Annotated in this window: 16 protein-coding genes; 15 read left to right on the top strand and 1 reads right to left on the bottom strand. The window is 64.0% G+C overall.

Annotated features, from left to right (window positions below):
- Positions 1–16 precede the first annotated feature (16 nt).
- From AC07P1_RS29420 to AC07P1_RS29365, 12 genes are all read left to right on the top strand, one after another.
- Positions 17–424: a DUF2069 domain-containing protein gene (locus AC07P1_RS29420; RefSeq protein WP_494699168.1), complete on the top strand. Its 408-nt coding sequence runs from the start codon at positions 17–19 to the stop codon at positions 422–424.
- Entirely contained in the window at positions 421–1,827 is a 1,407-nt protein-coding gene (locus AC07P1_RS29415) for an FAD-binding oxidoreductase (protein WP_494699167.1), read from the top strand. Before AC07P1_RS29420 ends, AC07P1_RS29415 begins: the two co-directional genes overlap by 4 nt.
- Positions 1,828–1,838: 11 nt before the next feature.
- Positions 1,839–2,294, top strand: coding sequence for a DUF4124 domain-containing protein (locus AC07P1_RS29410; RefSeq protein ID WP_494699166.1), 456 nt, complete (start codon positions 1,839–1,841; stop codon positions 2,292–2,294).
- Positions 2,295–2,359: 65 nt separating this feature from the next.
- Positions 2,360–4,912, top strand: coding sequence for an FtsX-like permease family protein (locus tag AC07P1_RS29405; RefSeq protein WP_494699190.1), 2,553 nt, complete (start codon positions 2,360–2,362; stop codon positions 4,910–4,912).
- Complete coding sequence (locus tag AC07P1_RS29400; RefSeq protein ID WP_494699189.1) at positions 4,912–6,003, top strand: lipocalin-like domain-containing protein; 1,092 nt, start codon at positions 4,912–4,914, stop codon at positions 6,001–6,003. Before AC07P1_RS29405 ends, AC07P1_RS29400 begins: the two co-directional genes overlap by 1 nt.
- Positions 6,004–6,053: 50 nt before the next feature.
- Positions 6,054–7,889 carry an ABC transporter transmembrane domain-containing protein gene (locus AC07P1_RS29395; RefSeq protein WP_494699165.1) on the top strand — a complete coding sequence of 612 codons (1,836 nt, stop codon included), beginning with the start codon at positions 6,054–6,056 and terminating at the stop codon, positions 7,887–7,889.
- Positions 7,890–7,969: 80 nt separating this feature from the next.
- The gene (locus tag AC07P1_RS29390) at positions 7,970–9,055 is read left to right on the top strand and encodes a threonine aldolase family protein (protein WP_494699164.1); all 1,086 of its coding nucleotides are present in this window, start codon (positions 7,970–7,972) and stop codon (positions 9,053–9,055) included.
- 61 nt (positions 9,056–9,116) lie between these two features.
- Positions 9,117–10,664 (top strand): DEAD/DEAH box helicase, encoded by a 1,548-nt coding sequence (locus tag AC07P1_RS29385; protein ID WP_494699163.1) that lies wholly within the window; start codon positions 9,117–9,119, stop codon positions 10,662–10,664.
- 15 nt (positions 10,665–10,679) lie between these two features.
- Positions 10,680–11,849, top strand: a complete 1,170-nt coding sequence (locus tag AC07P1_RS29380) for a sulfatase-like hydrolase/transferase (RefSeq protein ID WP_494699162.1) — start codon at positions 10,680–10,682, stop codon at positions 11,847–11,849.
- A 143-nt stretch (positions 11,850–11,992) separates the two neighbouring features.
- The gene (locus AC07P1_RS29375) at positions 11,993–12,967 is read left to right on the top strand and encodes a thymidylate synthase (protein ID WP_494699161.1); all 975 of its coding nucleotides are present in this window, start codon (positions 11,993–11,995) and stop codon (positions 12,965–12,967) included.
- 98 nt (positions 12,968–13,065) lie between these two features.
- Positions 13,066–14,442 (top strand): FAD/NAD(P)-binding protein, encoded by a 1,377-nt coding sequence (locus AC07P1_RS29370; protein WP_494699160.1) that lies wholly within the window; start codon positions 13,066–13,068, stop codon positions 14,440–14,442.
- A 62-nt stretch (positions 14,443–14,504) separates the two neighbouring features.
- A complete protein-coding gene (locus tag AC07P1_RS29365; protein WP_494699159.1) occupies positions 14,505–15,224 on the top strand; it encodes an alpha/beta fold hydrolase in 720 nt (239 codons plus the stop codon).
- Between the two features lie 102 nt (positions 15,225–15,326).
- Here the strand turns inward: AC07P1_RS29365 and AC07P1_RS29360 are convergent, their stop codons facing one another.
- Entirely contained in the window at positions 15,327–18,212 is a 2,886-nt protein-coding gene (locus AC07P1_RS29360) for an insulinase family protein (RefSeq protein WP_494699158.1), read from the bottom strand.
- A 162-nt stretch (positions 18,213–18,374) separates the two neighbouring features.
- On the opposite strand from AC07P1_RS29360, the gene AC07P1_RS29355 reads away from it, so the two are divergent.
- From AC07P1_RS29355 to AC07P1_RS29345, 3 genes are all read left to right on the top strand, one after another.
- Positions 18,375–18,860 (top strand): dihydrofolate reductase, encoded by a 486-nt coding sequence (locus tag AC07P1_RS29355; RefSeq protein ID WP_494699157.1) that lies wholly within the window; start codon positions 18,375–18,377, stop codon positions 18,858–18,860.
- 27 nt (positions 18,861–18,887) lie between these two features.
- Positions 18,888–19,454 carry a DUF4337 domain-containing protein gene (locus tag AC07P1_RS29350; protein WP_363508803.1) on the top strand — a complete coding sequence of 189 codons (567 nt, stop codon included), beginning with the start codon at positions 18,888–18,890 and terminating at the stop codon, positions 19,452–19,454.
- 211 nt (positions 19,455–19,665) lie between these two features.
- Complete coding sequence (locus AC07P1_RS29345) at positions 19,666–21,924, top strand: arginine/lysine/ornithine decarboxylase (RefSeq protein WP_471705725.1); 2,259 nt, start codon at positions 19,666–19,668, stop codon at positions 21,922–21,924.
- The last annotated feature ends 4 nt before the right edge of the window (positions 21,925–21,928 follow it).

Raw genomic sequence — 21,928 nt, 5'->3', positions numbered from 1 at the left:
AAGACGGGGACGCAAAATGCAAAACGCGATGCACAAGTATTTTCACTGGGGCGCCATCGGCAGCCTTGGTCTGCTGATTGTCTGGTGCGTGCTGTGGGAGATGGTGCTGGCGCCGCTCAAGCCGGGCGGCTCGTGGCTGGTGCTCAAGGCCGCGCCGCTGCTGCTGCCGCTGTACGGCGTGTGGAAGCGCGACATCTATACCCTGCAGTGGACCTCGATGATGATACTGCTGTACTTCACCGAGGGCGTGGTGCGCGGCTGGAGCGACAAGGACGAGCTGTCCTCCTGGCTGGCCTGGGGCGAGGCGGCGATCGTCTGCGTCTACTTCGTCTGCGCCGTCATGTATCTGCGTCCGTATAAGAAAGCGGCCAAGAAGCTGTCCAAGGAATTGCTCGACAAGGTGAAGGGCACCACGGTCAAATGATGGAGTTTCTGCTGGAGTGCCGTGGGCTGCTCGGCGATGCCTACGTGCTCGACACCGACGCCGACATGGCGCCCTTCCTCACCGACTGGCGCGGACGCTTCACCGGCAAAGCCGCCGCTGTGCTGCGTCCCGGTTCGGTGGAACAGGTGGCCGCGCTGGTGAAGGCCTGCGCGCACTGGCGCGTGCCGCTGGTGCCGCAAGGCGGCAATACCGGCCTGGTACTCGGCAGCATCCCCGACGCCAGCGGCACCGCCGTGGTGCTGTCGCTGGCGCGGCTCAACACCATCCGCCAGATCGACACCATCAACCGCACCATGACCGTCGATGCAGGCTGCATCCTTCAACAGGCGCAGGAAGCCGCCGCTGCCGAGGGCTGTCTGTTCCCGCTGTCGCTGGCGGCCGAGGGCAGCTGCACAATCGGCGGCAACCTGTCCACCAACGCCGGCGGCACGGCGGTTCTCCGCTACGGCAATACGCGCGAGCTATGTCTCGGACTGGAAGTGGTCACGCCGCAGGGCGAGATCTGGAGCGGCTTGCGCGGCCTGCGTAAGGATAATACCGGCTACGATCTGCGCGATCTGTTCATCGGCGCCGAGGGCACGCTGGGCGTCATCACCGGCGCGGTGCTCAAGCTGTACCCGCAACCCAAGGCCGGCATCACCGCGCTGGCGGCCCTGCCCTCTCCCACCCACGCGCTGCGATTGCTGGTACTGATGCAGGACCACTGCGGCTCCAGCCTGACCGGCTTCGAGCTGATGTCGCGCTACTGCCTGGAGCTGGTCGCAGCGCAGTTCCCGCAACTGCCCAAGCCTTTCGCCGACGCCCATCCCCAATACGTGCTGCTGGAGCTGTCGAGCAGCGAATCGGAGCAGCATGCGATCGAGCTGCTGGAGCGCGCGATCGGCGCGGCGCTCGAGCGCGACGTGGTCACCGACGCCGTGGTGGCGACATCGACCACGCAATCGGCCGGTTTCTGGCAGTTGCGCGAACATATTCCGCTGGCCCAGGCCAAGGCCGGCAAGAACATCAAGCACGATATCTCGCTGCCGGTGTCGCGCATCGCCGACTTCATCGACGTCACCGCGCCGCAATTGCAGGCGGCCTTTCCCGGCTGCCAGCTGGTGTGCTTCGGACACTTGGGCGACGGCAACCTGCATTTCAACGTCGCGCCGCCCGAGGGCATTTCCAACGAGGATTTCCTTGTCAATCAGGACAAGGTCAACCGCCTGGTGCACGACAGCGTGGTCAGTTTCGGCGGCTCCATTTCCGCCGAGCACGGCATTGGCGCGCTGAAACGCGACGAACTGGCGCACTACAAATCGGCGGTGGAGCTCAACATGATGCGGGCCATCAAAGCGGCGCTGGACCCGCTGGGTATCATGAATCCCGGGAAAATTCTGTGAACGGGAACGCCATGAACCACCATCTTCGCACGCCTTGCGCCGCCATGCTGTGCGCCGCCGCGCTGGCGGGCAACAACGCCGTCGCGCAAAGCGTCTATAAATGTACCGTCGACGGCAAGATCAGCTACAGCGACATGCCCTGCCCGGCCGGCGCGGCCGCGTCATCGACGCTGGCCGTGCCGAAGGCGCCCGCCGGCGTCGAGGGCGCGGCGGCGGACTTGCAGCGGATGCAAAAGGAATCGGCCGCGCTGCAAAAATCCCGCCATAAGGTCGAGGAACGCGAGGCCCGCGAATCAGAGCGCGCCGCCCGCGCCGCCACGACACAACGCAAGCGCTGCGCCAAGCTCGCCCTGACCAAAAAGTGGGCGGACGAGGACGCGCGCGGCGCCACCCACGCCAACGCCGACAAGGCCAGGCTGCGCGCCAAGCGCGCCGGCGAATCGTTTTCGCTGGAGTGCGCCCACTGATGTCCGATCCGGTGAGCGCGGCAGGCGACAAGGACGGCATCGCATCAGAACGCGAGGCGGCGTCGATGCGCCGCCTGTCACGCTGGCTGCTGCTGGGCGAATGGCGCGCGCACCCGATGCGCGCGCTGGTGGCCATCGCCGCCATCGCGGTCGGTATCTCGCTCGGCTTCGCGATCCACCTGATCAACGCCGCCGCCTTCAACGAGTTCTCGTCGGCGATCAAGGGTCTGTCCGGCGTGGCAGACGTGCAGGTGCGCGGCACCGAGCCAGCCTTCGACGAGGCGATCTATCCGATACTGGCACGGCGCGACGGCGTCACCGTCGCCTCGCCGGTGCTCGAATTCGACGCCTCGGTCCCTGGCCAGCGCAGCGCGCTCAAAATCGTCGGCATCGATGTGTTCCGGGCCGGTTTCGTCGCGCCGGACCTGATCGGCGTGCCGGTCAACGGCGACCCCAGCTCCACGCTCGCCGACGATACGATTTTCCTGTCGCCCGCCGCGCAGCAGTGGCTCCAACCCGCCGCGGATAGGGTAACCCTGCAAGTCGGCGTCGATCAACTGCAACTGCGCGTGGCCGGATCGCTGCAAAGCGCGCGCGCCGGCCAGCGCATCGGCGTGATGGACCTGGGCGCGGCGCAATGGCGCTTCGACAAACTGGGCCAGCTGTCGCGCGTCGACCTGAAACTGCGCGACGGCGTCAATCGCGACGCCTTCAAGGCGCAACTCGAACAGGACCTGCAGCGCGAGTACCCAGGGCGCTTCCGCGTCAACCAGCCCAACGACCAGGAACAGAACAGCCGCAACGAAGGCATGAGCCGCGCCTACCGCGTCAATCTGACGGTGCTGGCGCTGGTCGCGCTGTTCACCGGCGCCTTCCTGGTGTTCTCCACGCAGGCGCTGTCGGTGATACGCCGCCGCAGCCAGTTCGCGCTGCTGCGCGTGCTGGGCATGGACCGCCGCCACTTGCTGCGCCAGATCCTGCTGGAGGGCCTGAGCCTCGGCATCGCCGGATCGGCCATCGGCATCGCCGCCGGCTACGGCCTGGCCGCCGCCGCGCTGCACTTCATGGGTGCGGATCTGGGCGCGGGCTTCTTCTCCGGCGTACAGCCGACGGTGCACTTCACACCGGTGGCCGCCGCCGTCTACTTCGCGCTCGGCGTCGGCGTGTCGCTGCTGGGCTGCGCCGCGCCGGCCTTCGACGCCGCCCGCGCCAAACCGGCGGTCGCGCTTAAATCCGGCACCGAGGAAGCGTCGATGTCACGCCTGGCGACGGCATGGCCGGCCCTGGCCAGCATCGCGCTGGCCGCGCTGCTGTCGCAAGCGCCGCCGCTGTTCGAACTGCCGATCTTCGGCTATCTGTCGATCGCGCTGCTGCTGGTCGGGGTGATCGCCCTGATGCCGCGCCTGGCCGCCATCGTCTTCCGCATTGCCCACAAACGCTGGAGCGCCGCCACCGCCAGCCGCCCCGGCGCCTCGCCCGTATTGACGCTGACGCTATCACGTCTGGCCAACGCCTCCAGCCAGGCGGGTATCGCGCTCGGCGGCGTGCTGTCGAGCTTCAGCCTGATGGTGGCCATGGCCATCATGGTGGCCAGCTTCCGCGTGTCGCTCGACGACTGGCTGCACCAGGTCCTGCCGGCCGACATCTACGTCAGCACCGTCGGCGCCGGCACCACGGCGGGCATGCGGCCGCAGGAACAGGCGGCCATCGCCGCCCTGCCCGGCGTGCAGAAAGCAAGTTTCCTGCGTGTGCGGGGCATCTCGCTGGCGCCGGGCCGCCCGCCCGTGGCGCTGCTGGCGAGCATCGTCAATGCGCAAGATCCCGCCCAATCGCTGGCCATCGTCGGCGAGACGAAGCCGCCCACGCCGGACGAACCTCCGCCGGTCTGGGTATCGGAGGCGATGGTCGATTTGTACGACATGACGGTCGGCAAACGGGTGGAAATCCCTCTCAACGGCAGGCTGCATCCCTTCCAGGTGGCAGGCGTGTGGCGCGACTACGCCCGTCCCACGGGCTCAATTCAAATGCGGCTGAGCGACTACCGCGCCATCACCGGCGACCAGCAGGTCGGCAGCGCCGCCCTGTGGCTGGAACCCGGCGCAAAACCCGAGAATACCGTGCAAGCGTTGAAGCGGCTGCCGTTCGCCTCCGCGCTGGAAACCAGCGCGCCGTCGGAGATCCGCGACATGAGCATGAAGGTGTTCGACCGCAGCTTCGCCATCACCTATCTGCTGGAGGCGATCGCCATCGTCATCGGCCTGTTCGGCGTCGCCGCCACCTTCTCGGCGCAGACCTTGGCGCGCTCCAAGGAGTTCGGCATGTTGCGCCACGTCGGCGTCACGCGGGGCCAGATCCTGTCGATACTGGCCATCGAGGGCGGCGCGCTCACCGGCCTGGGCATCGCCACCGGCTTCGTCCTGGGTTGGGTCATCAGCTTGATTTTGGTCTTCGTCGTCAATCCGCAGTCGTTCCACTGGACCATGCAGCTGCATCTGCCTTGGGGTTTGCTGGCGGCCGTCGCCGGGTTGTTGCTGGCCGCGTCGGCGCTGACGGCCCTGCTGGCGGGCCGCCAATCGCTGTCCGGCGGGCCTATACGCGCGGTCAGGGAGGACTGGTGATGTACTTGATGCGCTACTGCGTGGTGTTTCTAATGCTGTTGTGCGGCCTGTCCTCGCGGGCGGCGGCGCCCGGATACTCACCGGTCGCGCCGCTGCCGGCCGGCGCCTCGCTGCGCTTCCCCGCCGACTATGGCGCCCATCCGGATTACAAAATCGAATGGTGGTACGTCACCGGCTGGCTCAATACAACCGATGGCAAGCCGCTGGGCTTCCAGGTCACATTCTTCCGCAGCGGGACGGAACATGACCGGGCCAACCCGAGCAAGTTCGCGCCGAAACAGCTGATCATCGGCCACGCCGCCGTCTCCGACCCGGCCAACGGCAAACTGCTGCACGACCAGCGCAGCGCGCGCGAAGGCTTCGACATCGCCTACGCCAAGGTCGGCGACGCCGATGTGAAGCTGGACGACTGGCGCATGACGCGCAACGCCGACGGCAGCTATGCGATCCGCGTGGACGCCGCCAACTTCGCGCTCAACCTGAAGCTGGCGCCGTCGCAGCCGGTGCTGCTCCAGGGCCAACGCGGCTATTCGCGCAAGGGGCCGCGTCCCGAGCAGGCCAGCTACTACTACAGCGAGCCGCAACTGGCCACCACCGGCACCATCACGCGCGGCGGCAAGGCGTCGGCCGTCACCGGCGCAAGCTGGCTCGACCACGAGTGGTCCAGCGATATCATGGGCGGCGATTCGGGCGCCGTCGGCTGGGATTGGATAGGCGCCAACCTCGATGACGGCGGCGCCCTGATGGCTTTCCAACTCCGCGACAAGACAGGTGCTAAACTATGGTCGCACGCGACATGGCGCGACGCATCCGGTAAGATCACGCAGTTCCCACCGGAGCAGGTGGGTTTTGCCGGGCAAAGGCGCTGGCGCTCGCCCCGCACCAATGCCGAGTATCCGGTCGAGAGCCGGCTCACCACCGGCAACGTCGAATGGCGGATCGTGCCGTTACAGGACGACCAAGAGCTGGACTCGCGCCGCTCGACCGGCGCGGTGTACTGGGAAGGCGCGGTGACGCTGACGCGGGACGGCAAGCCGGCGGGTCGCGCCTATCTGGAACTGACGGGGTATGTCAGCCCGATGAAACTGTAGAAGAATATTAGAACAACCCAAAGCATATTTACCGAAACCGCAGCCACACGATGACCAACAGCACCACCGCCAGCACCCCCTCCGCAGTCGCGCCCAACGTCAACAGGGAACAAAAGAAAGGCAGCATTTCCACCCTGCGCGGCCTGCTGCCGTTCCTGGCGCCGTACAAGCGTCAATTCGTCATGGCCGGTATCGCGCTGGTGGTCGCCGCCTGCGCCACCCTCGCCATTCCGGCCGCCTTCAAGCAGATGATCGATCTCGGTTTCGGCGGCACCGGCGATAAAAGCATCAAACATGTCGACCTGGTGTTCCTGGCGCTGTTCGGCGTGGCCACAGTGCTGGCGCTGGCCACGGCTGCGCGCTTTTATACCGTCTCCTGGCTGGGCGAACGGGTCACCGCCGATATCCGCAGCGCCGTCTACAAGCATGTCGTCACCCAAAGCCCCGAGTTCTTCGAGACCACGCAGACCGGCGAAGTCCTGTCGCGTATCACCACCGACACCACGCTGATACAAGCGGTCGTCGGCACCAGCATCTCGATGGCGCTGCGTAATGTGCTGCTGTTCATCGGCGGCCTGGTGATGCTGTTCGTGACCAGTGTCAAACTGTCGGCCATCATCATCGGCCTGCTGGTGTTGACGGTGCTGCCGATCGTGATGTTCGGCCGCCGCGTGCGCGAGCTGTCGCGCGACTCCCAGGACCGCGTGGCCGACGCCTCGGCCATGGCCGGCGAAATCCTCAACGCCATGCCGACCGTGCAGGCCTTCACGCACGAGAAAATCGAATCGAACCGCTTCGGCGCCTCCGTCGAGGGCGCGTTCAAGACCGCGATGCGCCGCATCCGCGCCCGGGCACTGCTGACCATGATCGCCATCGTGCTGGTATTCGGCACCATCGTATTCGTGCTGTGGCTGGGCGCCCACGCCGTGCTGTCGGGCGACATGACGGGCGGCGACCTGGGTCAGTTCATCCTGTACGCCTCGATCGTGGCCGGCGCCATTGGCGCCCTGTCGGAAGTGATGGGCGAGGCGCAGCGCGCCGCCGGCGCCACCGAGCGCCTGCTGGAACTGATGGCGGTCAAATCGAATATCCAGTCGCCGGCCAAGCCGCTGGCGCTGCCGCCGCGCGCCGCCAACGGCGCTGCCTTGACCCTGAACGATGTCACGTTCTCGTATCCGTCGCGGCCCGAAACGGCCGCGCTGGGCCACTTGTGGCTGGACATCAAGCCCGGTGAAACCGTGGCCGTGGTCGGGCCCTCCGGCGCCGGCAAGACCACGCTGTTCCAGCTGTTCCTGCGTTTCTACGATCCGCAGAGCGGCAGCATCAAGCTCGATGGCGTCGACATCACGCAGCTTGACCTGCACACGCTGCGCGACGCCATCGGCATCGTGCCGCAGGATACGGTGATCTTCTCGGCCGACGCGATGGAAAACATCCGCTACGGCCGCGCCGGTGCCACCGACGAGGAAGTGATCCAGGCCGCCAAGCTGGCCGCCGCCCACGAATTCATCGAACGTCTGCCGCAGGGCTACAAATCGTTCCTGGGCGAGCGCGGTGTGCGCCTGTCCGGCGGACAGCGCCAACGCATCGCCATCGCCCGCGCGCTGCTGAAAAATCCGCCACTGCTGCTGCTCGACGAAGCCACCAGCGCGCTGGACGCCGAATCGGAACGCCTGGTGCAAAAGGCGCTGGAAGCGGCGATGGTCGGCCGCACCACCGTCATCATCGCCCACCGCCTGGCGACCGTGCAGCGCGCGGACCGGATCATCGTCATGGAAGACGGCAAAATCGTCGAAACCGGCACCCACACGTCGCTGGTGGCGCTGGGCGGCATTTACGCCAACCTGGCCGCGCTGCAGTTCCACAACGTCCACACCGCGCATTGAACCGGACATCCAAACCACGCCGGTATATTTGACGGCGTTTGTCCATGATCGGGTTATCATTCACCTTTCAGGAGAATGAATTGACCGACGCCGAACTGCGCCTGCGCTGCCGAACCCACCTTCCCGGCCACCGCCAACCCTCGCCCGCGCAGCTGTTCGCGGCGATGGCGGCGTGGTGCGAAGCCAACGGCGTGGAACACGACACCTACGGCAGCGGCACCCTGATCCAGGAATTCGAGCAAAAAGTCTCAAAACTGCTGGGTTTCGAGGCGGCGCTGTTCTGCATCACCGGTACCATGACGCAAGCGACCGCGCTGCGCATCGCCTGCGAGGAACGCGGCAGCAAGCTGGTGGCGTTGCACCCGACCTCGCACATCCTGCGCCACGAACGTGGCAACCACCAGCTGTTCGACCATTTCCACGCCTTGCAGATCGGTGACCAGAACCGTCCATGGACGCTCGAAGAACTCCAGGGCATACCGGACAAACTGGGCGCGGCCACGCTGGAACTGCCGATGCGCGAGATCGGCGGCCAATGCCCGGAATGGGAAGATCTCACCGCCATCAAGACCTACTGCCGCGAGGAGGCCATTCATTTGCACCTGGACGGTGCCCGCCTGTGGGAAACCGCCGCCGCTTATGGACGGCCGGCCAGCGAGATCGCCGCCGGTTTCGACACGGTCTACGTGTCGCTGTATAAAGGCATAGGCGGCATGGGCGGCGCCATGCTGCTTGGGTCCTCCCGGTTTGTCGCTAAAGCGCAGGAGTGGTACCGCCGCCAGGGCGGCAATGTCTACCAGCGCACGCCGTACGTGGTGGCCGCCGCGATGCAGTTCGATGCGCGGCTGGCGGCGATGCCGGATTACTTTCGCCGCACGCTGTGGCTCTACGAGACGCTGCGCGACTATCCGCTGCTGACGCCCAATCCGGCGCGCCCGCAAGCCAGCATGCTGCACCTGCATCTGCCGGTGAGCCGCGACCGCGCGCTGAACATCCGCAACCTGATCGCCGAGCGGCACAGCATATGGCTGTTCAACGGCGCCAGCCATGGGGCGCTGCAGGACCGCAGCTCGGTGGAGCTGTACGTCGGCGACAATCTGCTCAACATGCCGGACGACCGCGTGCGCGAGGTCCTATCGCTGTGGTCCGCCGCACTGGCCAACTAATTTCGCACAAGCCGGGACAACCGGCTACACTGCGCCCTCTTTTCGTTTTACTGCACATACAATGACCTTCCAAGCACTCGGCCTGATCGATCCAATCCAGCGCACGCTGGACACCCTGGGCTACAAACAGCCGACGCCCGTCCAAAAGCAAGCCATTCCCGTCGTCCTGGCGGGCCGCGACCTGATGGCCGCAGCCCAAACCGGCACCGGCAAGACGGCCGGCTTCGCGCTGCCCATCCTTCAGCGCCTGACCATGGACGGCGTGACCGGACCGAAAGCGGTGCGCTGCCTGGTGCTGGTGCCGACGCGCGAACTGGCCGAGCAGGTCTATGAAAGCTTCCGCACCTACGGCGGCAATCTGCCATTGCGCTCCGCCGTGGCCTACGGCGGCGTGCCGATCGAGCCGCAGATCACCAAGCTGCGCAAAGGCCTGGACGTGCTGGTGGCGACGCCCGGCCGACTGAAAGACCTGCACGACCAGGGCGCGATCAGCTTCACGATGCTGCAAACACTGGTGCTGGACGAGGCGGACCGCATGCTGGACCTGGGTTTCGAGCGCGATCTGGACATCCTCCTCGCGGCGCTGCCGAAGAAGCGCCAGACCTTGCTGTTCTCGGCCACGTTCTCCGACGAGATCCGCAAACTGGCAAAAGGGATGTTGAAGGACCCGGTATCGATCCAGGTCAGCGCCAGTAACACCACCACCAAAACCGTCAAACAATGGCTGATCCCCACCGATAAGCGCCGCAAGCCGGAACTGCTGCTGCATCTGCTGAAGAAACTGCAGTGGGGCCAGGTGCTGGTATTCGTCAAAACGCGCAAAGGCGTCGAGACGCTGGTCAAGACGTTGCAGGAACACGGCATCTCGGCCGATTCCATCCATGGCGACAAAACCCAGCCGGCGCGCCTGAAGGCATTGGCGCGCTTTAAACAGGCCGAAGTCCAGCTGCTGGTGGCGACCGACGTCGCCGCGCGCGGCCTGGATATCGAAGCGCTGCCGCAGGTGGTCAACTTCGATTTACCGACAGTCGCGGAAGACTACATCCACCGCATCGGCCGCACCGGCCGCGCGGGCATGGAAGGCGAAGCGGTATCGCTGGTATGCGCCGACGAAGTCGAGATCCTGAAGACGATCGAAACGCTGACCGGCCAAGTGATACGGCGCGAAGAGGAACCGGGTTTCGAGGCCGATCACCGCGTGCCGGAAACCGGCCCTAAAGGCGTGGCGGCGGCGCTGGCGAAGAAAGCGGCGGCCGAAGCCCCGGCCAAGAAAAAACGTCCGTTCACCGGCCCGGCGGGTGGATCGGCGGCCGGCAAGACTGCCAGCGGAACGGCTGCCGGAAAAGCGACCGCGCGGCCGGCAGGCGGCGACGCCTCTCTGGGCACTTGGACACCACCCGTACCGGCGACCGGCAAGGGAACCGGCGGTGCCCGCTCCGCCGGCGGCAAAGCCGGCACGGGCCGCATATACGGCGGTGGCGGCAAACCGGCGGCGCCGAAGGGTGCTGTCGTTGTCACCGGCGGCCGTGGCGCCAAATCGCTCGCCCGCGCCGCCGGCAAGGTGACCGCGCAACCGGGCGGCCGCAAGCCCAAGTCTGGCAGCCGCTAAGAGGACCGGACGGGCATGAGCAAAAAGATAACCCGACGCCAGGCGATCACGCGAACATCGATGGCGCTTGGCGGCGCGTTACTGGGTAATCTGGGCCTGGCGCTGGCTGCTCCAACCGGCGCCAAGTCCGCGCAACGCCCCAATATTCTGCTGCTGATCGCGGACGGCTGGAGTTGGCAAGGCTCGGAGGCGGTGGACAAGCTTGGTATACGCATGCCGACATTCGCCCGCCTCGAACGCGCTGGCATCAGCTTTGAAAACGCATTTATCGAATCGCCGGGCGCGCAACTCCCCTACGTCAACCTGCTCAGAAAAAATGGCTACGCGGTCGTAAACGACAATTTCGACGCTTTCCTCGCCAAGCGGCCCGCCGGCAAGCCCCTTTTGTTCTGCCTTGAATCGAAAAGTCCACAGCGCCGGTCCAGCGCGCCCGTCGATATCGAAAACCTCATGGTGCCGCCTTACCTGCCCGATACGCCGACAGTGCGTAGCGATATCTCCGCCTACCGTTCGGAGATCGAGCGCTTCGACCACCAAGCGGGCTTGCTGATCGACCGGCTGGAACGCGCGGGCCAACTGTCGAGTACCTTGGTCGTCATGACCGGCAAAGGCGGCTGGTCCTTCCCGCGCGGTAAAGGGACGCTTTACGACGCCGGTACTCATGTGCCACTGGTCGTCCTGTACCCCGGCGGAATAGCCGGCGGGCGAGTATCGAGAGCGCTGGTCAGCAGCGCCGATCTGGCGTCAATCGTCCTTGACGTCGCCGGCGTGAGCAAGCGGGCGGCAATTAGCGGGCGGCCCTTTGTGCTGAGCGCCAGCGAAAGCTATCCTGCCCGCGCGATCAGAACACCTCAGTACCTTTACATTCGCAACGCCTTCCCGGACCGCTGGCCGGCTGGGGCGCCCGCACAACAAGCCATCACGCCAGCGCAGCTGGACAGCGATGTCGATGCGGCGTTCGCCGGCATCGCCCCCAGCCCCACCAAGACCGCGATGATCGTCGGCCGGGGCAATCCCGCTATGGACCGGCTGCTGGATCTTGCGACCGCCAAGCGTCAGGCGGCGGAGCTGTACGACGTCCGAACGGACCCATACCAGCTCAATAATCTGGCCGCCGATCCGGCGATGAGAGCGATCGTCGCACACCTGGACAAGCAGCTGACGAGACACCACGGAGACACGTAGGGCGGATTAGCGAAGCGTAATCGGCCATGCATAAGCCGCCGGCAGCGCATGCATGGCCGATTACGGCGTTCCGCCTAATCCGCCCTACATGCCTCTGATAAAATACCCGACTTTAGAGCCGCAACGCTCACGTTGGAGAACATATGCAGCAATACCAGGAACTGATCCAGACCGTCCTCGACACCGGCAGCTGGCAAGACAACCGCACCGGCATCCGCACACTGAGCGTGCCGGGCGCGATGATGCGCTTCGACCTGCTCAACGACGGCTTTCCCGCCGTGACGACCAAGCGCCTGGCCTTCAAATCCGTGGTCGGAGAACTGTGCGCGTTCCTGCGCGCGTCCCGCAGCGCCGCCGACTTCCGCGCGCTGGGGTGTAAAGTCTGGGACCAGAACGCCAACGAAAACAAACAATGGCTGGACAATCCGTATCGCCTCGGCGAGGACGACCTTGGTCCGGTCTACGGCGTTCAATGGCGCCAGTGGCCCGGCTTCAAGCTGATCGAACTCGATCAACCGGCGCAAATCGCCGACGCGCAGAAGAACGGCTTCCGCCTGATCTCCCAATTCGACGACGCCGGCGTACCCAAGGTCCTGCTGCACAAATCGATCGACCAGCTGCGCGAGTGCCTCGATACCATCGTCAACAATCCAGGCAGCCGCCGCATCCTGTTCCACGGCTGGAATCCGGCCGTGCTGGACGCGGTCGCCCTGCCGGCCTGCCACCTGCTGTACCAGTTCATCCCGAATCCAACCACCCGCGAGCTGTCCATGTGCCTCTACGTACGCTCGAACGACCTGGGTCTGGGCACGCCGTTCAACCTGGCCGAGGGCGCGGCGCTGATGCATCTGGTCGGCCGCCTGACCGGCTACACGCCGCGCTGGTTCAGCTATTTCATCGGCGACGCCCACATCTACGAAAACCACATGGACATGGTCAAGGAGCAGTTGACCCGCACGCCGTTCGCCGCGCCGCAACTGCGCATCTCCGAGCGCGTACCGGACTTCGCCAAGACCGGCAAGTACGAGCCGGAATGGCTGGAAAAGGTCGAACCGTCCGACTTCTCGCTGGAAGGCTACCAACACCACGCGCCGATCACGGCGCCAATGGCGGTTTAAATCTGGCCACCTGTGAAGTTAATTTTCTTATAAATAAATAATTATTCAATTTATGATATCAAATCTGCCTGCATGGCCTATTTGAAAAAAAATTGAAAATGAAAACCATTGTTATCATCGGCGCCGGCTTTTCCGGTGCCGTTACTACAGTGCAACTTCTTAGGCAGCACCATACTTCCCCCGTGCGCGTGGTGTTGGTCAACGGCGGCGAACGTATCGCACGGGGTATGGCCTACGGCACCCAAAGTCCCGACCATACGCTGAATGTACCAGCGGGCAACATGAGCGCGCTCGAAGACGACGCGGAGCACTTCCTGCGTTTTGCCCACACCGTGGATATGCGAATTGATGCCGGCAGCTTCGTCCCGCGCCAGATCTACGGTGACTACCTGGAATGGCTGCTGGAGCAGACTGAACGGGATGCTCCGCCCCATGTCACACTTGAGCGTGTCTTCCGGCATGTCGCTGCCATACACCCCGCGAACGATGCCACCGCGCTGGTCGCCCAGCTGGATGATGGTTCAACCATCATAGCCGACCACATAGTGTTAGCGCTGGGGTACTTCCCGTCCACCCTGCCCATCGCCGGCAAGGCCATTCTTAGCAGCAAACGGTACCTTGGGGATCCTTGGGAGCCTGGTGGCATGGCACGCATCCCGGCGGATCAACCCGTATTGCTATTGGGCACGGGATTGACCATGGTGGACACGGCGACAACTCTGCTGAAACAGAATCCTGCGCGTCCAATCATCGCAGTGTCGCGCAGGGGGCTGGTACCACATCCCCATCGTCATGACGGCCATCGTCACGGCGGCGACTCCGGACCGCAGGCCATTTGGGGAGAGGCCACCACCGTGCGGGAACAACTATGCGAATTTCGGCGTTATGTCCGGAGGCTCGCGGCGGAGCGTCGGGACTGGCGCGATGCCATGACGCTGCTGCGCCCCGTCGCTGCGGATATCTGGTTGGGATATACGGAAAAAGAACGAAAACGTTTTTTGCGCCATGTTCAGGCGTACTGGGATATCCATCGCCACCGCCTCTCCCCCACCTTGCACCAGCAACTGACCGAATCGCTCCAATCTGGAGTGGTACAAACGTTCGCCGCGCGGATTATTGGCTTTGACGAAAACAACACCGATATCGCGGTGACGTTGCGCCGGCGCGGCGCGGCTCAGACGATCGTTGTGCGTGCTGGCGCCGTTATCAATTGTACCGGGCCTTGCGCCGATCCGCGCAATAGTGGCAACGAACTAGTCCAGCAACTTCTGCGAGATGGCTTAATCCGGGCGGACAGATTGGGACTGGGACTGGAGGTCGGGAGTGACTGCGCGGCCATCGATCAGCACGGCATGAGTTCCGGTTCTCTGTTTTATATTGGTCCTTGGCTCAAAGCTACATATTGGGAGGCGACCGCCGTCCCGGACCTGCGACGGTTTGCTCTCGCGCTTGCCCAACGGCTCAGCAGATCGTAGATTCGCCGGTTTGCCCTACAATACGGCCACTATTCAACAGGCAGTTAAACACGTTAAATAAAATGACAACCAGACTCGATCTTCTTCCGGGCACCTTGTGCGACGAGCGGATGTGGTCGAGGCTCACGCCGCTGCTGGGTGACGCCTTCGATTTTAATTATGTACCGCTGCACAAGGCCCGCACACGGCAACAGATGCGGGAGCTGATCGCCGCGCACAGCGCGCCGGCGGCCCATCTGGTGGCGTTTTCGCTTGGTGCCTACCTGGCGATCGAGCACGCGGTGGCTCATCCCGAGCGGGTGAAGTCGCTGGTGTTGATCGCCAATTCGGCCAAGGGACTGAAACCTGCGGAGGTGCTGGCGCGCGAGCGCATCGTGGCGATGTTGGAGCGGAACGCATATGCGGGAATGTCGCGACAGAGGTTGCGTGAGTTGCTGCACCCGTCGCATCTGGACGATGAGGCGATCGTCGGGCCGATCCAGCAAATGGCGCTCGATCTCGGGAAGGAAGTGCTGCTGACGCAGTTCGCGACGACCATCGACCGGCCGGATTTGATGGACCGGTTGGCGGAGTTGAGTTTTCCGGTGTTGATCGTCGGCGCGGAAGAGGACAACCTTGTGCCCCCGGAGGATCTACGGCAGATGGCGGAGCGTTTTCCCAACGCCAGTTTGAGGATGCTGACGGGCGATACCGGGCATATGATTCCGCTGGAGGCGCCGCAGGCGCTGGCGGACCACATGCTCGCTTTCCACGCGACGGCCACAAACGCTGAAATTATCTAAACCACGTAGGGCGGATTAGCGAAGCGTAATCGGCCATGCATGCGCCCCGTTGACGCATGCATGGCCGATTACGGCGTTCCGCCTAATCCGCCCTACGCTCGTCTACGCAGCGTTGGCCAACTCCACCAAATCCACCGTCTTCAATCCAGACAAGTCCTGCGACAGGTCGCCGACGAACGCCGCGCGGCTGGCCTGACCATCCTTGATCCACGTGCGCACCGCCGCGCGGATATCGTCCAGCGTGCAATTCAGCACCCCGGTGCGGAACTGCTGACGCAATTCCTCGCTGATCCCGCGACGGTACAAACTCCACGCGTGCGTGACCTGCTCGTGCGGCGAATTCGGCTTGTCCAGCCCCTTGATCACGCAGATGATCGCCTCTTCCAGCTCCTCCTGCGAGAAGTCGTTCTCCAGCATCTGATCGATCGCCACGCCGAAGTCGGCGTAGGTCTCGGCCAGACGCGGATCGCGGTAAGACGCCATCACAAACGTACCGCTGCCACCGCCGTAGCCCGCGCTGCCGCCATACGCCCCGCCCTTCTCGCGCAAGGCCGCGTGCAGCAACTGGTTGGTCATCAACTCGGCGGCAACCGCCAGCGCCGCCGCACCGGCTTCGTGCACCATCGGCACACGCCAGGCCACCACGCAATGGTTGATCTGGCTAACCGCGTGCAGCGCCGCATCCGCCAACGGCAAACTCTCCGGCGCCGCCGAAACACCCGGCGTTTCCGCTTGCGACGCCGGCAGCTTGACCATGCGCGCCAAATCGGTGCTGTCGTCGCCGGAACCGGCCGACAACACGATCGGCGTCACGCCGGTCACGCGGCTGTGCAGCGCGCTCAGACGCCTGGCGATCGTCGCGATGCCCTCCTGCGTTTTGCTCTGCTCGAGCAGCTTGGCGTAAAACGGCAGCGACGCCGCGCCGCCGACAACGTCGTCGAAACGGCGCAGCGGCGACAACGGCGCGGTCGCCGCCAGCATGGCGTAGCGGTTGCCCGCCTGCGCCAGGCCGGTCAAACGGTCCTGCGCTTCGCTGTCGATCAAGAAGGCCAGGCGCTCGTATTCGTCGAAGCGCGTCTCAGACAGGGTGCGCGAAATCAGTTCCGCGATACCCTCGTGATCCTCGCGCAAGCCGCTGGCGCCGAACCACAGCTCCAGGCTCAACGCGCCGCCGGGCTGCTGGGTCGCGTCCAGGCCGACGTCGAACGATGGCGCCATCAGCTGGCGCCAAGCGTCGGCGTCCTCGTAATCCATGTCGCCGACACCGATCTCGGTGACCACATCCGCGTAGAGGCGCAACCAGGGCCAGTCGGCCGCGTCGAAATGCGATACGTCGTAGTTCACGCGCGCGTACGACAAGCCGTTGGAGGCGATGGTGAACGGCAGCACCGGGCCACCCTGCGCGGCCAACGGCGCGGGCAACGGCAGCGCCGGCGCCGGGTGGATGCTGACGTCCGACGGGCGGATGCGCGGCAGCACCTCCGAATTGGAAGGCAGTTGCTGGTGCTTGTCCAGAGCGGCCGTTTCGGCTTCGATGCGGGCGCGTTCGTGATCGGTCAGCGCGGCATTGCGCACGGCCAGTTGCGCCTCTTCCAGCGCGTCGCGCTCCGTGAAGTAAGCGGCATCCGGAATGACGCTGGTGGTCAAGCGCGTCGGGCTTTCCAGCAGCGAGCGCACCAGCGACTTGAAGTAGTCCGGGTCCTGGATCGCTTCTTCCAGCTTGGCCAGGTGTGCTTCGCCGTCGAGCGCATCGAACACGTCGCCGCCGCGCATGGCCACCGGCAGCGCGTGCAGCAGGCGGCTCAAGGCGTTCGGCATATGGGAGTTGGCGGTGTCGCGCTGGCTGTAGCGGATGTCGCGCAACGCCGCTTGCAGCGCGTCGGTCGGCACGCCCTGCTTTGCCGCGCGCTCCAGCGCGGACCAGATGCGCACCCGCGCTTTTTCGATCTGCGGCTCGGTCAGGCCTTCCATGCCAACGTGGAAAATCAGCTGGCGCGGGCCGTCGTCGTGACCGTTCAGGCGCGATGGGCGACCGTAACCGGCCGATTCCATGGCCTTCATCAGCGGCGACGAGGCGTCGCCCAGCAGGCCGGAGTCAAGCAGATAGGCGTTGTAATACGCCATCGGGTCGGTCGATTCACCCAGCAACCACGAAAACTGCAGACCGTATTCGTCGGCCTTGGCCTGCTGCGACGGAATGCGCACCTCGTTGACACGGGGCGCGGTCCAGTATTCCGCCAACTGCGGCAACATGCGTTCCTGCGCGGCGGCCGGCAATTTGGAAAGCACGCGCAGCTTGATCTGCTCCTGGATTTCCTCGGCGCTGATGGCGCCCGCTGTCATGAACACCGCTTGCGACGGATGATAATGACTGGCGTGGAATTCCTTGAGCATCTCGTGCGTCAGCTCCGGGATCACCAGCGGATCGCCGCCGGATTCCACCTCATAGGTCGTCCCTTTGAGCAGCGTGCCTTCGATGCCGCTATACAGAGCGCGCATTGGATCGTTGAAGGCGCCCTTCATTTCGTTGAACACCACGCCCTGGTAGGCCAGTTTGCCGTCCTTGAGGACATGGCGCCAGCCCTCCTGCAGGAAGTTCAGGTAGTCCAGGTTGGGGAAGAAGGTCGCGTCCAGATACACGTCGAGCAGGTTGAAGAAATCCTTGCGGTCGGTGCTGGCGAACGGGTAGACGGTGCGGTCGGCATAGGTGAACGCGTTCATGAAGGTGGCCGTGGAGCGGCGCAGCATCGAGAAAAACGGATCGCGCACGGGATAGCGCTCGGAGCCGCACAGCGACAGGTGTTCCAGAATGTGGGCGCGGCCGTCGCTGACGTCCGGCACCGTCGGGAAGGCGACCAGGAACACCAGCTCCTGCTGGTCGCTGGCCAGATGGATGTGGCGCGCGCCGCTGCGCGGCTCGATATATTCTTCAACGGTCGCTTGCAGGGACGGGATGGAACGGCTGCCGGTTTTTTCGAAATTCGTCATAGGTACTCGGTATGGCCGTGAGGCCGGATTCATAGGGTGTTCGCGCCAGCGTTCGCGCTTGCTACTCGCTCTGGCAAATTACTCAACGGTCATGGAAGCGGACCGCAATTTCAACGATAATACCAGCCACCGGGAATTCTCACCCAACCTTACAGAGTATCCATGAGCACACTGACCATCATCGTCGCCACCGACCAGCAAGGCGGCATCGGCATCAACAACACTTTGCCGTGGAAATTGCCGGAGGATCTGGCCCATTTCAAGCGCCTGACCACCGGCCATCCAATCATCATGGGCCGCAAAACCTTCGACTCCATCGGCCGCCCGCTGCCCAACCGCCGCAACATCGTCATCACCCGCAACGCCGGCTGGCGCCATGACGGCGTCGAAGCGGTGGACTCGGTCGAAGCGGCCATCGCGCTGCTGGACGGCGCCGAAGGCTACGTCATCGGCGGCGCCGAGATCTACAAGCAGTCGATGGCGTTGACCGACCGCTTGATCGTCACCGAAGTCGGCAAAACCTTCGACTGCGACGCCTTCTTTCCCGCAATCGACCGCGCTGTGTGGGAAGAAACCGCCCGCGAGCAGCACACCTCCGAGACGTCCGGCTTGTCGTATGCGTTTGTCACCTATCGCCGCAAAGTTTAACTTTACTCTTCAAGGATTCAAGCAACCATGTCAGGCCAAGGTTTTCACGTACACGGACCGCACGATCACGCGGTGGAACACGCAGCCCACGGAAACGATGGCTTTTCAAACAATATTGCCGTCATGACGGCCATTCTGGCAACCGTCGGTGCCGCTTTCGGCTATCTTGGCGGGGCGACGCAGAACGACGCGGCCATGTTCAAGAATAACGCCGCGATCGACAAGACGCAGGCCGCCAACAGCTGGAATTACTACCAGGCCAAGTCCAGCAAGCAGAATCTGGCCGAGCTGGCCATGACACTGCCCGGGGTCGATCCTAAGAAATATGAGGCCGAGGTCGCCCGCTACAAGGCCGAAAAGGACGATATCCGCAAGGAAGCCGAGAAATGGGAGGAATCGTCGAAGGAATGGAATCACAAGTCCGACGAGGCCATGCACCATCATCACCAATGGGCGCTGGCGACCACCGCCGAGCAGATCGCCATTTCGCTGGCGGCCATTACCCTGCTCACCCGCAAGAAATGGATGATGGGCCTGGCGTACGGCGTGGCCGGCGTGGGCATTGCGTTGGGCGTCATCGCCTGGCTCCATTAAGGTCTGGCCGGCTGTAATACGCCCGTCACACCGCTGAGGCACTCTACTGCGCGGTTTGCTCATTTTTTCTATATGATATTTTTTTCCCGCAGCGGGCGCATTTCTGCGAGAATCCCGTTCTTATTTTTTTTCTGCGATTCCTAGCAATAGTGTCGCGCCCTGTCCGCCCCTTCACATTTGTCAGGGGCGGCTTGCTTTTTTGGAGACATGCATGAAATTTCGTTTCCCCATCGTCATCATCGACGAGGATTTCCGTTCCGAGAACACGTCCGGCCTGGGCATTCGCGCCCTCGCCGATGCAATGGAAAAAGAAGGCATGGAAGTGGTGGGCGTGACCAGCTACGGCGACCTGTCCCAGTTCGCCCAGCAGCAATCGCGCGCGTCGGCCTTCGTGCTGTCGATCGATGACGAGGAATTCGGCGCCGGCTCGGTCGAGGAGACCGACACCGCGCTCAAATCGCTGCGCGCCTTCGTCGAAGAAATCCGCTACAAGAACGCCGACATCCCGATCTATCTGTACGGCGAAACGCGCACCTCGCGCCACATCCCCAACGATATCCTGCGCGAGCTGCACGGCTTCATCCACATGTTCGAGGACACGCCCGAATTCGTGGCCCGCCACATCATCCGCGAAGCCAAGTCCTACCTGGACGGCCTGTCGCCGCCGTTCTTCCGCGCGCTGGTGCACTACGCCAACGACGGTTCGTACTCGTGGCATTGTCCCGGGCACTCGGGCGGCGTCGCCTTCCTGAAGTCGCCGATCGGCCAGATGTTCCACCAATTCTTCGGTGAAAACATGCTGCGCGCCGACGTCTGCAACGCCGTCGAGGAACTCGGCCAGCTGCTCGACCACACCGGCCCGGTCGCCGCGTCCGAGCGCAACGCCGCGCGCATCTTCAACGCCGACCACTGCTACTTCGTCACCAACGGCACGTCGACGTCGAACAAGATGGTCTGGCACTCGACCGTGGCGCCGGGCGACATCGTCGTCGTCGACCGCAACTGCCACAAGTCCATCCTGCACTCGATCATCATGTGCGGCGCGATTCCGGTGTTCCTGATGCCGACGCGTAACCACCTGGGCATCATCGGTCCGATTCCGCTGGAAGAGTTCTCGATGGAGAGCATCATGCGCAAGATCGAGGCGAACCCGTTCGCCCGCGAAGCCAAGAACAAGAAGCCGCGCATCCTGACCATCACGCAGTCGACCTACGACGGCGTGGTTTACAACGTCGAGACCCTGCGCGAACTGCTGGACGGCAAAATCGACACGCTGCACTTCGACGAAGCGTGGCTGCCGCACGCCACCTTCCACGATTTCTACAAAGACATGCACGCGATCGGCAAGGACCGTCCACGCGCGAAAGAGTCGATGATCTTCTCGACCCAGTCGACCCACAAGCTGCTCGCCGGCCTGTCGCAGGCCTCGCAGGTGCTGGTGCGCGAATCGGAAACCGTCAAGCTGGACCGCGACGCTTTCAATGAGGCGTACCTGATGCACACGTCGACCTCGCCGCAGTACTCGATCATCGCCTCGTGCGACGTCGCAGCGGCCATGATGGAAGCGCCGGGCGGCACAGCGCTGGTCGAGGAATCGATCCTGGAGGCGCTGGACTTCCGCCGCGCCATGCAGAAGATCGACCAGGAATGGGGCAAGGATTGGTGGTTCCAGGTGTGGGGCCCGCAGAACTTCGCCGAAGAAGGCATCGGTTCGCGCGAAGACTGGGTCATCCGCGCCGAGGACGACTGGCACGGCTTCGGCAACCTGGCGCCGAACTTCAACATGCTCGACCCGATCAAGGCGACCATCGTCAACCCGGGCCTGTCGCTCGACGGCCAGTTCGCCGACAGCGGCATCCCGGCGTCGATCGTCACCAAGTACCTGGCCGAGCACGGCGTCATCATCGAAAAGTGCGGCCTGTACTCGTTCTTCATCATGTTCACCATCGGCATCACCAAGGGCCGCTGGAATACCCTGCTGACGGCGTTGCAGCAGTTCAAGGACGACTACGACAAGAACCAGCCGATGTGGCGCATCCTGCCGGAATTCGCGGCAGCCAACCCGACCTACGAAAAAATGGGCCTGCGCGACCTGTGCCAGCAGATCCACGATTTCTACAAAGCCTACGACGTCGCGCGCCTGACGACCGAGATGTATCTGTCGGACATGATCCCGGCGATGAAGCCGTCGGACGCGTTCGCCAAGATGGCGCACCGCGAAATCGAGCGCGTGGCGATCGAGGAGCTGGAAGGCCGGATTACGTCGATCCTGCTGACGCCGTACCCACCGGGCATTCCGCTGCTGATTCCGGGCGAGCGCTTCAACAAGACCATCGTCGATTACCTGCGCTTCGCGCGCGACTTCAACGAGCGCTTCCCGGGCTTCGAGACGGACGTGCACGGCCTGGTCAAGCGCGAGGTCGATGGCAAGCGTGGTTACTTCGTCGATTGCGTCAAGCTGGACGCTTAACGGC

The sequence above is a fragment of the Duganella sp. GW821-FHT07F09 genome, from assembly GCF_059418705.1.
This window is presented reverse-complemented; position numbering and strand designations above follow the sequence as displayed.